We start from the raw sequence: 14,556 nt of genomic DNA, 5'->3' as shown, positions 1-14,556 counted from the left end.
AGGTGCCGAGCACGCTCATTGGCGTGACGGTGCTCGGGTATCCGGGACAATTGGTGGAGATCGAGGCTACGGCTGGAGTGATCGACTGAGGAAAAGAGCCGGAGCATGAGCCTGATCAGGTTGAACGATGTCGAGTTGCGGATCGAGAATACGCAGGTGCTGCGGGAGGCGTTCTTCAGGCTGGAGCCGAAAGACCGTGTCGGGCTGATCGGTCGCAACGGCTCGGGCAAGTCGTCGCTATTGAAGCTTGTACTCGAGCAGCTCGCTCCGACGAGTGGCAGCGTCACGATCGAACCGGGCATGAAGTTCGGCTATTTCTCCCAGTTCTCAGAGTTGAATGGTTCCGCGACCATCCTCGAGGTTCTCGACGACCTGTTCGTCGACATCAGGGCGATCGAGACCCAGCTCGCGAGCATCGATGCGACCATCGCGGCCGACACGAGCGCCAACCTCGACGCGCTCATCCATCGCCAGGCGGCCCTCTTCGAAGACATGGATCGCCTCGACGGCTGGGACTACAAGCGTCGCATCGACCAGGCGCTCACCACCCTCGGCTTCACCGAGGCGCATCGCACCAGCGCGATCGACGACCTGTCGGGTGGCTGGCGCAACCGCGCGGCGCTCGCCAAGATCGTGCTCGAAGACCCCGACGTGCTGCTGCTTGATGAGCCGACCAACTTCCTCGATGTCGCGGGTGTCGAGTGGTTGGAGGCCTGGTTCCGCGGCTTCCACGGCGCCGCCATCATCGTCTCGCATGACCGGCGCTTCCTTGATTCCGTGGTCACCCGCATCATCGAGGTCGAGAACTTCCACCTGCACGAGTACCCCGGAAATTTCGGCGAGTATGTGGTGCAGAAGCAATTCAGGCTGAAGACCCTCGAACAGCAATTCGTGCACGAGTCGGAGTTGCTCGCTTTCGAGGCCGAGGGCATCGCCGACCGTCGAGAGGCGGCGAAGGCAGCAAGCCGAGGGCTCGACAAGCAGCTGTCGAACATCAAGAAGAGCCGGGCTCCTCGGCCGGTCGACCAGATCATCACCGAGATCTACGGAGGCCTGCACATCAAGGATGTGCTCTGCCGGGTCGATCGCATCAGCAAGTCATACGACGGCCGTGTGCTGTTCTCCGACCTCAGTTTCGAGATCCGTCGGCGTGACCGCATCGTCATCCTCGGATCCAACGGCAGCGGGAAGTCCACTCTGTTGCGCGTGCTCACGGACGAGAAGCCGGACACGGGGGAGACCGTCTGGACGAAGGGCAGTGACGTCGTCTCGTACAACAGGGTGCTCGACGAGCTCGACGACGACGACACCGTCACGCACGCCGTCAACGCGATGCCGAACAGCCTCGCTCTGACGGCAACGCGCAAGTCGGTCGGCCGGTTCCTGGCGATGTTCCAGTTCTCCGAGGCCGACCTGAAGCAGCGCATCGGCAACCTGTCAGGTGGCCAGCGCGCGAGGGTGGCGATGGCGCAATGCCTGCTGTCGGGGGCATCCGTGCTGTTGCTGGATGAGCCGACCAACCACCTCGACATGGCGAGCACCCAGGTGATGGAGCGCGCGCTCGTTCACTTCCCCGGCGCCGTGGTGGTCGTCAGCCACGACAGGTTCTTCACAGACAAGATCGCGAATCGCTTCCTAGTGTTCGGAGCAGACGGCGCCGAACCCGGCGAGATCGACGTTCGCGTCGCCTAGGAGCGGCGCCCTCTCCACCACGCCCACGCACTCGTCGACCACAGCGCCCAGAGCACCAACAGCGGCTGGAACAGCAGGCGTACTCCGAGTGCCACGGCCATGGCGTTGTCCCAACCCTCTGCAGCGGTGTGCACGAACAGCTGCGAGATGTTTCCGGGGAAGATCGCCAGGAAGAACAGCGCGACAATCCAGCCCACCGCGATCCGGTATCGGGTGAGCAGCAGCAGGGCGAGCCCGAGAGTGATCTCCGCGATTCCGGATGCCACGACGACGAAGTCGACGTCGAACGGAAGCCATGGCGGCACCTGTGCCTGGAACCCCTCCCGCGCGATGGTGAGATGCCCGACACCGGCTCCGACCAGGAACAGCCCGAGCAGCACCCTGCCGATGGTGCGACCCACCGAACTCGATCGGGAGGGTGCGGTGCCGGATGCGATCGTCATGAGACAACTCTGGGGTATCGGGCGGCCCTGCGCGACCAGGCGATCACCAGAATTGTGGTGCCGAACAGGATCTCCGACGCGGTGATGGGGTAGACCGATAACCGCTCGACAAGCCCTTCCCCCACTGTTCGTAGCCAATCGTGTCCGTCTGGGGCTGGCAACAGGGTGCGATGCATGGTTCGCTGGGGGGATGACTGCTCTGGCGATGTTTCCCCTGGGTTCCGTGCTGTTTCCGCATATGCCGTTGAGTCTTCGTATCTTCGAAGAGCGCTACATCGTGATGCTCTCAAGGGTGCTGCAGGACGAGCCCTCTGATTTCGGGGTCGTCCTCATCGAGCGCGGCCAGGAGGTGGGCGGTGGCGAGAAACGATTCTCCGTGGGAACTATGGCGAGAATCGTCCAGCTCGAGGCGGCGGAGGGGTTTATCGGTCTCGTCGCCGAGGGGCAGGGTCGCATCACGATCGAGGAGTGGCTCGACGAGGATCCACACCCCAGCGCGACGGTGAGCGAACTGCCCGACCTCGAATGGGATGATTCGTTGCTGCCGCTGAGGGAGCGCGCCGAGCAGCTCGTTCGCCGAACGCTCTCGAGGGCCAGTGAGTTCTCAGACCTCAGTTGGTCTCCTGATGTGGAACTTTCGGATGACCCCGTGGCGCACGTATGGCAGCTCGCGGCCATCGCACCACTCGGTCCGCTCGACCAGATCCGGTTGCTCAGGTCGGCAACGATGTCCGAACTGCTCGAGGGCATCATGGAACACACGCTCGGGGTCGAGCTCACTCTCGCGTCATCCTGGATGGAGGATGGCGCCGATGACGGCGACTTTCCCGAGCCGTGACACGGCCGGGAGTCGCCCACAGTTGCTAGGCTGGCCGCACAACTGAACATCTGGCCGCCACACGATGCGGGAGAGCCGACGACTGTGCCACGCGCTGTCGACGGCACCGAAGGAGCAAGCCTCCCCGCCAATCTCTCAGGTTCCCGTACCGCATCGAGTTGTCCCCGCTGAGGCGCGTGGGCACGGCCACTCTGAAAAGCGAAGCAAACTGGAAACAGCACTGCTTCCGCCGACGGTGAAAGCCATCCCGAGTTCACACTCGTGGTCGCGAAACTCTCAGGCCGATGACAGAGGGGGAGTTCCGCCCGCAGCCATGCATACAGGAGAACTCCGTGACCGATGATTCACCGGCTTTAGAAGCGCAGCCCCGACAGTCGCCACTGCACGATGTTCATGCGGCCGCCGGAGCCAGCTTCACCGATTTCGCCGGGTGGCTCATGCCGGTTCGCTACAGTTCCGACCTGGCCGAGCACCACGCCGTCCGCACGGCGGCAGGCATCTTCGATATCTCCCACATGGCCGAAATCCTGGTGCACGGCCCCGATGCGGCGGCCTTCCTCGACTTCGCGCTCGCTGGCAAGCTCTCCGCGGTGGCGGTCGACCAGGCCAGGTACAGCCTCCTGCTCGACACGGCAGGCGGCATCATCGACGACCTGGTCGTCTACCGCAGGGCTGATGACTCCTTCTTCGTGGTCGCCAATGCCGGCAACCGCGTCCCCGTCGTCGAGGCTCTCGCGTCCAGGGCATCCGACTTCGATGTGACAGTGGATGACCAGAGTGACGAGGTGTCACTGATCGCCGTGCAGGGCCCACGGTCACGGGAGATCATCGCGGCCACCGCCGGAATCACTGGCATCCAGCTCGACGAGCTCAAGTATTACTGGAGCACCAACGGCTCCTTCGACGGGGTGCCGTTGATGGTCGGCCGCACCGGGTACACGGGTGAAGACGGCTTCGAGCTCTACATCCAGGCGGATGCAGCGGCGGCACTCTGGGCGGCGCTCACGGCTGCCGGGCAGCCGTTCGGCCTCCAGCCCGCCGGGCTCGCGAGCCGGGACACCCTGAGGCTCGAAGCAGGAATGCCGCTGTACGGCCACGAACTCGGGCTGGACACCCTTCCTGTGCAGGCCGGGCTCGGCAGGGTCGTGAACCTCAAGAAGGAGGGCGACTTCGTCGGTCGCCAGGCGTCAGAGCTCGGTGCCCCCGACGGGGCGCGGGTGCTCGTCGGGCTCGTCTCCGAGGGCAAGCGCGCCGGCCGGGCGGGGTACGCCGTGTTCGACGGTGACGTCGAGGTCGGCGCGATTACGAGCGGCGCGCTGTCGCCCACACTCGGTCACCCGATTGCGATGGCGTACGTCGATCCGGGCCTGAGTGCACCGGGTACCGAGCTGGCAATAGATGTGCGGGGGTCGCGAGTCGCGGCATCCGTCGTAGCACTTCCCTTTTACAAGCGAGAGGCATGACCATGGCTGACCTGAACGAACTCAAGTACACGGCTGAACACGAATGGATCCTCGTCGACGGAGATGTTGCGACCGTCGGCATCACCGCCTACGCCGCCGAGAAGCTCGGAGACATCGTTTTCGTCGAACTGCCGAAGGTCGGCTCGACCCTCGTCGAGGGAACGGTGGTCGGCGAGATCGAATCCACCAAGTCCGTCGGTGAGTTGTTCGCGCCCGTGAATGGCACGGTCGTCGAGGCGAATGCGGCCGTCAGCGACAGCCCCGAGCTCGTCAACAGCGACCCCTTCGGTGAAGGGTGGCTCGTCAAGGTGCGATTCACCGAGCTGCCTGAGATGCTCGACCTCGCCGCATACACGGCACTGACGGGCGAGTGATGACTGACCAATTCGCACAGCGCCACATCGGAACGGATGCCACGGCCCAGGCCGCGATGCTCGCCGCGGTCGGCTATGACACCGTCGAGGCGCTCGTCACGGCCGCCGTTCCGGCATCCATCGCGGTGTCGCCGACGGTTCGATCCAGCATCCCGGATGCCGCCACCGAACGTGAGGCGCTCGCCGAACTCCGCGCGCTCGCCGACCACAACACGATCAACCGGTCGATGATCGGCCTCGGTTACTACGACACGATCACCCCAGCGGTCATCAAGCGCAACGTGCTCGAGAACCCCAGCTGGTACACCGCATACACGCCGTACCAGCCCGAGATCTCGCAGGGCCGCCTCGAAGCCATCATCAACTTCCAGACCATGATCTCGGATCTGACAGGCATGACCACCGCGAACGCGTCGATGCTCGACGAGGGCACCGCCGTCGTCGAGGGGATGCTGCTGGCCAGGCGCGCATCCGATGTCGAATCGAACGTCTTCATCGTCGACTCGGATGCCCTGCCACAGACCAAGGCGATCCTCAGGAATCGCGCGGAGGCCGTCGGAATCGAGCTTGTCGAGTGCGACATCCTGGCCACGATGCCAGAAGCATTCGGGATCTTCGTGCAGTATCCCGGCGCATCCGGTCGCATCGTCGACCCGTCAGCAGCCATCGCCGCAGTCAAGCAGAACGGCGGCCTGGCACTTGTCGCCGCAGACCTGCTCGCCCTCACACTACTCACCTCGCCCGGCGAGCTCGGCGCCGATGTCGCCGTCGGCACCACCCAGCGCTTCGGTGTGCCCATGGGATTCGGCGGCCCGCACGCCGGCTACATGGCCGTGCGCAAGGGACTCGAACGCCAGCTGCCGGGCCGGCTCGTCGGCGTGTCACAGGATGCCGTCGGCCACCCCGCCTATCGACTCACCCTGCAGGCGCGCGAGCAGCACATCCGTCGCGAGAAGGCCACGTCCAATATCTGCACAGCACAGGTGCTGCTCGCGGTGATGGCCTCGATGTATGCGGTCTACCACGGCCCCCAGGGTCTGAAGCGCATCGCGCTGCAGGTTCGGGATGCCGCCGAATTCTTCGCCGCGCGACTCACCGCAGCAGGGTTCGAGCTCGCACACGAGCACTACTTCGACACGCTGACGGTGCGCACTCCGGGGCGTGCGACCTCGATCGTCGCCGCGGCACGGGCCAGCGGCATCCTGTTGCACCTTGTCGACAACGACACCGTGCGGCTCAGCTTCGACGAGGTCAATTCGCAGCCGCACAGCGGCGCGGCCGGGCCCAGCACTCACGATCTTGCGACCGCCTTCGGGCTGGATGCCGGCGTCGTGTCCACGACGGGACCGCACTCGATCCCGGCAGCACTCGAGCGCACCTCCGACTACCTCACCCACCCGGTATTCAACACGCACCGCAGTGAGACATCGATGATGCGCTACCTCAAGTACCTCGCCGATAAGGACTACGCGCTCGACCGCGGGATGATCCCGCTCGGCTCGTGCACGATGAAGCTCAACTCCGCCACGGAGATGGAGTCGGTCACGTGGCCGGAGTTCGCGGGCATCCACCCGTTCGCGCCGGCGGAAGATGTCTCGGGGTACCTCGTGATGATCTCGCACCTCGAGACCTGGCTGGCCGAAGTGACCGGCTACGACACGGTCTCGCTGCAGCCGAACGCCGGTAGCCAGGGCGAACTCGCGGGGCTGCTCGCGATTCGCGGCTATCACCGTTCGCGCGGCGACGACCAGCGCACGGTGTGCCTGATCCCGTCGAGCGCACACGGCACGAATGCCGCCAGCGCGGTGCTCGCCGGGATGAGCGTCGTCGTGGTTGCCACGGACAGTCTCGGAAACGTCGACCTCGACGACCTGAAGCTCAAGATCGCGCTGCACGCTGACTCGCTCGCAGCGCTCATGATCACCTACCCTTCGACCCACGGCGTATACGAGCATGAGATCCGCGCGATCTGCGACTCGGTGCACGAGGCGGGCGGGCAGGTCTACGTCGACGGAGCCAATCTCAACGCCCTGCTCGGGTACGCCAGGTTCGGCGACTTCGGCGGAGACGTCTCCCACCTCAACCTGCACAAGACCTTCTGCATCCCGCACGGCGGTGGCGGCCCGGGTGTCGGCCCCGTTGCGGCGAAGGCCCACCTCGCCCCGTTCCTTCCTGGGCACCCGATGGCGCAGAGCGCGCAGCACCCCGCGTTCGACCTAGACAGCGGTCGCGCTGGCGAGTTCGTACACGGTGGCGGGCCCGTCAGCGCCGCGCCGTACGGCAGCCCGAGCATCCTGCCCATCTCCTGGGCCTATGTGCGAATGATGGGGCTGGATGGCCTGAAGGCCGCCACCGGAGCCGCCGTGCTTGCGGCAAACTACGTCGCCGTGCGTCTGCGGGATCACTATCCGGTGCTCTACGCGGGCGACAACGGGCTCGTCGCGCATGAGTGCGTCCTCGACCTTCGGCCGCTCAAGGAGGCGACCGGCATCGACAACAACGATGTCGCCAAGCGCCTCGTCGACTACGGATTCCACGCGCCGACGATGTCGTTCCCGGTGGCGGGTACCCTCATGGTCGAGCCAACTGAGAGCGAAGACCTCGCCGAGATCGACAGGTTCATCGATGCGATGATCGCGATCAAGGATGAGGCCGACGCCGTGGCATCCGGAGTCTGGCCCGCCGATGACAACCCGCTCGTGAACGCGCCGCATACCGCGCAGGCCGTGATCGAGGGGGAGTGGGAGCACGCCTACTCGCGTGAGCAGGCGGTCTATCCGCTGCGCTCGCTGATCGGCCACAAATACTGGCCACCGGTGAGGCGCATCGACAATGCATATGGCGACCGGAACCTGGTGTGCGCGTGCCCGCCGATCGAGGCTTTCGCCGACTGACCCCGTTCCGTGCCCGCCTCATGGCGCGTGCCCGCCGGGCGGACTGCCTCCGGCCACACCGCCTCGTCCCACTGATGTCAGTTCAGACTGACATCAGTGGGAACTGACATCACCATCTGCGGATAATCCGCTGAGGTGCGGCAAATGCAGTTTCCTGGCGCTCGGGAGCATGCAATCGCCGCACCTCAGACCCGCACCTCAGACCCGCACCTCAGACCCGGGACAGGGGTGGATGCCGGGCTCAGGCCGCGGGCAGGCCGAACAGCTGCGGGAACACCGTCGCGGCCCACGGGTAGCCGATGAAGATCACGGAGTCGATGATGACGTGGGCGATCACCAGCGGAAGCACCCGACCGTAGCGGCTGTACAGCCAGCCGAACAGCAACCCCATGATGACGTTGCCGATGAATGCGCCGAAGCCCTGGTAGAGATGGTAGGTGCCACGCAAAAGTGCGGCGCCGATGATGATCCGCCACGTGCCCCAGCCGAGATCGCGCAACCTGGCGAAGAGGTAGCCGATGACGATCACCTCTTCGGTGACGCCGGCGTCGATGGCGCGCAGGAGCAGCACCGGTATCGTCCACCAGTAGGTGTCGAGAGCTGAGGGGTTAACGGCCGTGTTGGCATTCAACGCCACCGCGCCGAGGTAGACGGCGATTCCGCCCGGGCCAATGATGAGAGCCAGTCCCAATCCGGTGAGTGAATCCCGTCCGGGCCGCGTGAAGTCGATCCCCAGTCGGCCGAGGTGCGGTCGGGATACCTGCCAGAGGAGGAACACCACCAGAGCCACCGGGACCAGATCGAAGAATACGGCCATCACCTGGTAGGTCAGGTCGAAAGTGGGCCGGTCGCTGAGCGAATTGTTGATCGAGGTGGTCTGCTGCGAGAGAGCCTTTTCCCGCGTGAATTTGTCTACAAAAGATACGACCGAGTACGCAGCGGACGCCCCGAGCGAGAGCCCGAGCACGATGCCGATCTCGGCCCAGAGCCTGCGCCGCGACATCCCTCCATTGCTGACGCCCGGCAGCGCCCGGCTCACTCCGGAGCCAATATGGAGGTGGGGATCCTGAGGGGGAAAGCTCGGGGAGTTTCCGACAGTGCCGCGTTGCTCACGACCCGATGCTACGCCGATCCCGCTGCGGATTAACGGCGCGAGAGCGATATCGGCGCAACATTCATGTGTGCGAGAACGATTCGACAGCACAATTCTTCAGGACAAGAGAGAAATTCACCTACGCGTCATTCGAGCTTCACGTTTCCGTCTACAGTTTTGAGAAGGGTATCCCCCCATTCGGGTGCGGTACCCAGCGCGCCGTCGCTCACGATGCCACGTCGTTCGCTCATCTTTCACCAGGAGGAAAATTGAGAACCTTTAAGATCGCCTCAGCAGCAGGAGGCCTCGTTTTGACCGCGGCACTCGTGCTCACAGGCTGTTCCGCCCCTGACGCGGGCGACAACGGCGGCGGCAACTCCACCGCCGTCATCACGGTCAACGGCTCTGAGCCGCAGAACCCGCTGATCCCGACCAACACCAACGAAGTCGGCGGCGGCAAGATCCTCGACAGCATCTTCGCGGGTCTCGTCTACTACGACGCAACTGGAGCGCCGAAGAACGACGTCGCAGAGTCGATCGAGACGACAGATTCCCAGAACTACACCATCACGCTCAAGGCAGACCAGAAGTTCAGCAACGGCGAGGCAGTCACAGCATCCTCTTTCGTCGACGCTTGGAACTACGGCGCCCTGCTCAGCAACGAGCAGCTTAGCAGCTACTTCTTCGAGTCCATCGAAGGCTTCAGCTATGACGAAGACAGCGAACTCTCGGGGCTGGCCGTCGTCGATGACACCACCTTCACCGTAAAGCTCAAGCAGCCGGAATCTGACTTCCCACTGCGCCTCGGCTACTCGGCCTTCTTCCCGCTGCCGGCAGAGGCGCTGGCAGACCCCGCTGCCTTCGGCGAGAACCCGATCGGCAACGGACCCTACATGCTCGACGGCGAAGGCGCGTGGCAACATGACGTCAGCCTGAAGGTCATTCCGAACCCCGAGTACACGGGTGACCGCGTGCCGCAGAACGGCGGAGTCGACTTCATCTTCTATGCGACACAGGATGCGGCATACGCCGACCTCCAGGGTGGAAACCTCGATGTGCTCGATGCCGTGCCAGACAGCGCCTTCGCGTCCTTCGAGGACGAGTTCGGAGACCGCGCCATCAACCAGCCTGCCGCTGTCTTCCAGTCGTTCACGATTCCGCAGGACGCTCCTCATTTCGCCGGTGACGAGGGCAAGCTCCGTCGCGCCGCGATCTCGATGTCGATCGACCGCAAGCAGATCACCGACGTCATCTTCGAGGGCACTCGCACCCCGGCCACCGACTTCACCTCGCCGGTGATCGACGGCTACTCGGACAGCCTCAAGGGCGCTGACGTGCTGAAATTCAACCCGGACGAGGCGAAGAAGCTGTGGGCCGAGGCCGACGACATCTCACCGTGGGACGGACAGTTCCAGATCAGCTATAACGCTGACGGCGGCCACCAGGGCTGGGTCGAAGCGGTCAGCAACTCGATCAAGAACACACTCGGCATCGAGGCATCCGGCAACCCGTACCCGACGTTCGCAGCAATCCGCACCGAGATCACCGACCGCACGATCAAGACGGCGTTCCGCACAGGATGGCAGGCCGACTACCCGGCCCTGTACAACTTCCTCGGCCCGATCTATGCGACGGACGCCGGCTCGAACGACGGTGATTATTCCAGCGCCGAATTCGACGGTCTGCTCAGGGAGGGCGCAGGGGAGCCGGACATCACGGCGGCCAACAAGCTCTTCCAGCAGGCTCAGGAAATTCTGCTGAAGGACCTCCCCGCCACCCCGCTCTGGTACGCCAACGCGACCGGTGCATACAGCCAGGGCGTCAGCGGTGTGCAGTTCGGCTGGAACTCGGTACCGATCTACCACGAGATCACCAAGTAACAACCTGCACGGGCCGGGTGAACCCGGCACCCGGGGCGGCGGCACACAGCCGCCGCCCCGGGCATGTCCAGACCCGGACACTTCTGAAGGAGACTCTTGTGTCAATTGTGCGAATCCTCGCAAAGGTAGAAGACTAGAGCGATGGTCTGGTACATACTCCGGCGTGTTCTCCAGGTCATCCCGGTGTTCCTCGGGGCGACACTGCTGATTTATTTCATGGTTTTTGCTTTGCCCGGGGACCCGATCGCTGCGCTCGGTGGCGACCGCGGTCTCAACCCGGCTGTGGCCGACGCGATCCGATCCCGGTACCACCTCGATGAGCCCTTCATCGTGCAGTACTTCTATTACCTTCAGGGCATTTTCACCGGGAACCTCGGCACGACGTTCTCGGGCCAACCGGTCTCTGAGATTCTGGCTCGAACCCTTCCGGTCACATTCAGGCTCGCCATCATCGCGATCGTCATCGAGGCGGTCGCCGGAATCCTGATCGGACTTATCGCTGGATTGCGCAAGAACGGTGCCTTCGACACCGTGTCCCTGCTCTTCTCGCTCGTGCTGATCTCCATGCCGATCTTCGTGCTGGCATTCCTGGCCCAGTTCGTCTTCGCGATCCAGCTCGGGTGGGCCCGCACGACGGTGAGCGGTGAGGCCCCGTTCAGCGAACTGATCCTTCCGGCCTTCGTCCTGGCGTTTTTCGTGGTGGCCAACGTGATCAGGCTCACGCGTACGTCGGTGATCGAGAATCTCGATGCGGACTTCGTGCGTACGGCGACGGCAAAGGGGCTCAGCCGGCCACGCATCATCCGCGTCCACGTGCTTCGAAATTCTCTTATTCCCGTGGTGACACTTATCGGAACCGATTTCGGCCTGCTTATCGTGGGTGCGACGGTCACCGAGGGAATCTTCAACGTGCCCGGCGTGGGAAATACCCTCTTCAAGGCGATTCTCCTCAGCGAGGCGCCCACGGTCGTGTCGTTCGTGACCGTATTCGTGATTGTGTACCTGATCTCCAATCTCCTGGTTGACATCCTGTACGCGTTCCTCGATCCAAGGATCCGTTATGGAAAGTAACCAAAGTTCTCCGTCGCCGCTCAGCGAAACGCATTTCGTCGCGTCGCTCGACGAGACGCCGCTCCAGGCAACCGACAGCGTCGCTGAAGACTCGAAACCGAGCAATCTCTACATCGACGCCTGGCGCGATGCCCGGCGTCGCCCGCTGTTCTGGATCTCAGGAGTCTTCATCGTCCTGGTGATCGTCGTCTCCGTCTTCCCCGGCCTCTTCACGCAGATCGATCCACGACTGTGTGATCTTGGGCTGAGCAATAACGGCGCATCGGCAGCCCACATCCTCGGGACGACCAAGCAGGGGTGTGACGTGTATGCGCGGATCATCTTCGGAACATCCACTTCCCTGACGGTGGGTATCGTCGCAACCGTCATCAACACGTCCATCGGTGTGATCTTCGGAGCGCTTGGCGGATTCTTCGGTCGGTGGGTCGACGCGATCCTGTCCCGCATCGGCGACATCTTCTTCGCCATCCCGTACTTCCTGGCCGCGGTCGTCATCATGTCGGTGTTCGTGCAGTACCGTAACGTCTTCGTCATCGCACTGGCGATCGGAGCATTCTCCTGGCCGGGAACGGCGCGCATTCTTCGTGGGCAGGTGCTCTCGGTGAAGAACGCCGACTATGTAACCTCGGCGACCGCGCTCGGTGTCGGCAGGCTGACCATTCTCTGGCGTCACGTTCTTCCCAACTCCATCGCCCCTGTGATCGTGGTCACGACGATCGGCCTCGCAGGCGCGATCGTGGCTGAGGCCACGCTGTCGTTCCTCGGCGTCGGCCTGCCGCCGTCGGTCATGTCGTGGGGTAACGACATCAGCACCGCGCAGCGCGACCTACGGAACAACCCGATGACGCTCGTATGGCCATCGATCGCCCTGACCAGCACGGTGCTTGCGTTCGTGGTCATGGGTGAAGTGATTCGAGATGCGCTAGACCCGAAAGCGAGGGCCCGTCGATGAGCCAGCCAATTCTCACCGACCCGATGGACCAGCACCGGATCGGTGCACCGTTACTCGAGATCCGCGACCTGCAGGTGGCCTTCGCCACCCAGGGCGGAATGGTTCCGGCCGTCAACGGTGTCAGCCTCACCCTGCTCCAGGGCGAGACGCTGGCCATCGTCGGTGAGTCGGGTTCGGGCAAGACGACGACGGCCCTGTCGGTCATCAAGCTGCTGCCCGGGTCTGCGCAGATCACCGGTGGCAGCATCCTGTTCGACGGTGTCGACCTGACCACGCTCTCCGAGAAAGAGCTGCAGAAGGTGCGTGGCAAACAGATCGGTTTCGTGCCACAGGATCCGATGTCGAATCTCAACCCGGTCTGGCGCATCGGCTTCCAGGTCGAAGAGACGCTCGTTGCCAACGGGAAGGCCACTCGCGGCCAGGACGCCAGGGCCAAAGCCATTGCTGTGCTCGAGCAGGCCGGGCTCAGCGATGCCGCCGAGCGCATGCGCCAGTATCCCCACCAGTTCTCTGGGGGAATGCGCCAGCGCGTGCTCATCGGCATCGGGCTCTCGTCGACGCCGAAACTCCTTATCGCGGATGAACCCACCTCAGCACTCGACGTGACAGTGCAGCGCGTCATCCTGGATCACCTCGCCAAGCTCACCGCCGAGAGCGGAACGTCCGTGCTGTTCATCACGCACGACCTCGGCCTGGCTGCGGAGCGCGCCCAGAAGCTCGTCGTGATGTACAAGGGTCGCGTCGTCGAGGCAGGGCCCTCGATCGAGTTGCTGCAGAATCCGCAGCATCCCTACACGAAGCGACTCGTCGCAGCGGCACCGAGCCTTGCGTCTCAACGATTGCAGCACAGCTCGACGTCTGTCTCCGGCGCAGATCTTCGCGGCGACGACGGCGTCGATGTCGACCTGGTGGCAACGGCCGAGGATCGCGCCGCGCGAGCGAAAAAGTCGCTGACCGCACCGCCCGCCGTGCAGGTCGAGAACCTGACCAAGGTGTTCCAGATCAGCTCGGGAAAACTGCGCAGCGAGCCGTTCACCGCGGTCGACTCCGTTTCTTTCTCGATAGCGAAAGGCACGACCACCGCCTTGGTGGGGGAGTCGGGCTCTGGCAAATCCACGGTGGCACGACTCGTGCTCAAACTGGATGAGCCCACCTCTGGCCGCATCGTCGTCGATGGTCGCGACCTGGCAGACACGCGAGGCAAAGACCTGCTCGCGCTCAGACGCCGCATGCAGCCCGTGTTTCAGGACCCATTCGGATCCCTCGACCCGCTGTACAACATCGGCGCGACCATCGCGGAGCCGTTGCGCGCTCACCGCGTGGGCGATCGCCACGAGCAGCGAGCCCGCGTGCTCGAGTTGCTCGATCAGGTTTCGTTGCCGAAACAGCTCGTCGATCGCTACCCCAACGAGCTCTCGGGCGGACAGCGCCAGCGCGTTGCGATCGCGAGGGCCCTTGCGCTCAAACCGGATATCGTCGTGCTCGACGAGGCAGTGTCGGCGCTCGACGTGCTCGTGCAGGCGCAGATCCTCGCGCTGCTGGGGGAGCTGCAGTCTGAGCTCGATCTGACCTACCTCTTCATCACTCATGACCTCGCCGTTGTGCGCCTGATCGCCGACAACGTTTGCGTGATGCGAAAGGGGAAGATCGTCGAGGCGGCCTCCACCAGTGAAGTCTTCGACAACCCTCGCGAGCAGTACACACAGGAGTTGCTCGCGGCTATCCCTGGAGCGGGTATAAAGCTCGGGGCCTGATCGTTGCGCGCTCCTTACCCGCGGGTTCGTAGCGGGTGATTACTGCGCGGGATGAGCGTACAGCGCGCAGTGTACGCATGAATTGTGCGTTTGTCGGGAAAT

General features: G+C 63.8%; 11 protein-coding genes and 2 riboswitches. Of the genes, 9 read left to right on the top strand and 2 right to left on the bottom strand.

All coding sequences use genetic code 11. The annotated features are described in order from the left end of the window. Positions 1-105 precede the first annotated feature (105 nt). Positions 106-1,692: an ABC-F family ATP-binding cassette domain-containing protein gene (locus IEW81_RS03500; protein ID WP_097060481.1), complete on the top strand. Its 1,587-nt coding sequence runs from the start codon at positions 106-108 to the stop codon at positions 1,690-1,692. Here IEW81_RS03500 and IEW81_RS03495 read toward each other — a convergent pair. Further along, a complete protein-coding gene (locus IEW81_RS03495; RefSeq protein WP_097060482.1) occupies positions 1,689-2,135 on the bottom strand; it encodes a DoxX family protein in 447 nt (148 codons plus the stop codon). The genes IEW81_RS03500 and IEW81_RS03495 overlap by 4 nt on opposite strands. A gap of 190 nt (positions 2,136-2,325) precedes the next feature. Here IEW81_RS03495 and IEW81_RS03490 point away from each other — a divergent pair, with 190 nt between their 5' ends. The 4 genes from IEW81_RS03490 (at position 2,326) to gcvP (ending at position 7,704) form a co-directional block, all read left to right on the top strand. After that, positions 2,326-2,973: an LON peptidase substrate-binding domain-containing protein gene (locus tag IEW81_RS03490; protein ID WP_097060483.1), complete on the top strand. Its 648-nt coding sequence runs from the start codon at positions 2,326-2,328 to the stop codon at positions 2,971-2,973. 57 nt (positions 2,974-3,030) lie between these two features. Continuing rightward, positions 3,031-3,134, top strand: a riboswitch (glycine riboswitch). 25 nt (positions 3,135-3,159) lie between these two features. Beyond that, positions 3,160-3,271: riboswitch (glycine riboswitch) on the top strand. Between the two features lie 19 nt (positions 3,272-3,290). Then, entirely contained in the window at positions 3,291-4,436 is a 1,146-nt protein-coding gene (gene gcvT / locus IEW81_RS03485; protein ID WP_097060915.1) for a glycine cleavage system aminomethyltransferase GcvT, read from the top strand. A 2-nt stretch (positions 4,437-4,438) separates the two neighbouring features. Beyond that, complete coding sequence (gene gcvH, locus IEW81_RS03480) at positions 4,439-4,810, top strand: glycine cleavage system protein GcvH (protein WP_097060484.1); 372 nt, start codon at positions 4,439-4,441, stop codon at positions 4,808-4,810. After that, positions 4,810-7,704, top strand: a complete 2,895-nt coding sequence (gene gcvP, locus IEW81_RS03475) for an aminomethyl-transferring glycine dehydrogenase (RefSeq protein ID WP_097060485.1) — start codon at positions 4,810-4,812, stop codon at positions 7,702-7,704. Before gcvH ends, gcvP begins: the two co-directional genes overlap by 1 nt. A gap of 241 nt (positions 7,705-7,945) precedes the next feature. Here the strand turns inward: gcvP and IEW81_RS03470 are convergent, their stop codons facing one another. Next, positions 7,946-8,707: a CPBP family intramembrane glutamic endopeptidase gene (locus tag IEW81_RS03470; protein WP_097060486.1), complete on the bottom strand. Its 762-nt coding sequence runs from the start codon at positions 8,705-8,707 to the stop codon at positions 7,946-7,948. A 359-nt stretch (positions 8,708-9,066) separates the two neighbouring features. Between IEW81_RS03470 and IEW81_RS03465 the strand changes: the two genes are divergently transcribed. From IEW81_RS03465 to IEW81_RS03450, 4 genes are all read left to right on the top strand, one after another. After that, positions 9,067-10,677 (top strand): peptide ABC transporter substrate-binding protein, encoded by a 1,611-nt coding sequence (locus IEW81_RS03465; protein ID WP_244902367.1) that lies wholly within the window; start codon positions 9,067-9,069, stop codon positions 10,675-10,677. A 141-nt stretch (positions 10,678-10,818) separates the two neighbouring features. Beyond that, positions 10,819-11,748, top strand: a complete 930-nt coding sequence (locus tag IEW81_RS03460; protein ID WP_097060488.1) for an ABC transporter permease — start codon at positions 10,819-10,821, stop codon at positions 11,746-11,748. Then, a complete protein-coding gene (locus IEW81_RS03455; protein WP_097060489.1) occupies positions 11,738-12,700 on the top strand; it encodes an ABC transporter permease in 963 nt (320 codons plus the stop codon). Before IEW81_RS03460 ends, IEW81_RS03455 begins: the two co-directional genes overlap by 11 nt. Beyond that, positions 12,697-14,454 (top strand): dipeptide ABC transporter ATP-binding protein, encoded by a 1,758-nt coding sequence (locus IEW81_RS03450; protein ID WP_097060490.1) that lies wholly within the window; start codon positions 12,697-12,699, stop codon positions 14,452-14,454. Before IEW81_RS03455 ends, IEW81_RS03450 begins: the two co-directional genes overlap by 4 nt. Positions 14,455-14,556: the final 102 nt, after the last annotated feature.

This window comes from Salinibacterium xinjiangense, from assembly GCF_014645015.1.
Lineage (GTDB): Bacteria > Actinomycetota > Actinomycetes > Actinomycetales > Microbacteriaceae > Rhodoglobus > Rhodoglobus xinjiangensis.
Note: the sequence above shows the minus strand (reverse complement) of the source record. Positions and strands in the feature narration are given on the sequence as shown.

Coding starts and splice junctions, on each gene's coding strand:
- IEW81_RS03500 (WP_097060481.1), top strand. CDS start 106: ATGAGCCTGATCAGGTTGAACGATGTCGAGTTGCGGATCGAGAATACG.
- IEW81_RS03495 (WP_097060482.1), bottom strand. CDS start 2,135: ATGACGATCGCATCCGGCACCGCACCCTCCCGATCGAGTTCGGTGGGT.
- IEW81_RS03490 (WP_097060483.1), top strand. CDS start 2,326: ATGACTGCTCTGGCGATGTTTCCCCTGGGTTCCGTGCTGTTTCCGCAT.
- gcvH (WP_097060484.1), top strand. CDS start 4,439: ATGGCTGACCTGAACGAACTCAAGTACACGGCTGAACACGAATGGATC.
- gcvP (WP_097060485.1), top strand. CDS start 4,810: ATGACTGACCAATTCGCACAGCGCCACATCGGAACGGATGCCACGGCC.
- IEW81_RS03470 (WP_097060486.1), bottom strand. CDS start 8,707: ATGTCGCGGCGCAGGCTCTGGGCCGAGATCGGCATCGTGCTCGGGCTC.
- IEW81_RS03460 (WP_097060488.1), top strand. CDS start 10,819: ATGGTCTGGTACATACTCCGGCGTGTTCTCCAGGTCATCCCGGTGTTC.
- IEW81_RS03455 (WP_097060489.1), top strand. CDS start 11,738: ATGGAAAGTAACCAAAGTTCTCCGTCGCCGCTCAGCGAAACGCATTTC.
- IEW81_RS03450 (WP_097060490.1), top strand. CDS start 12,697: ATGAGCCAGCCAATTCTCACCGACCCGATGGACCAGCACCGGATCGGT.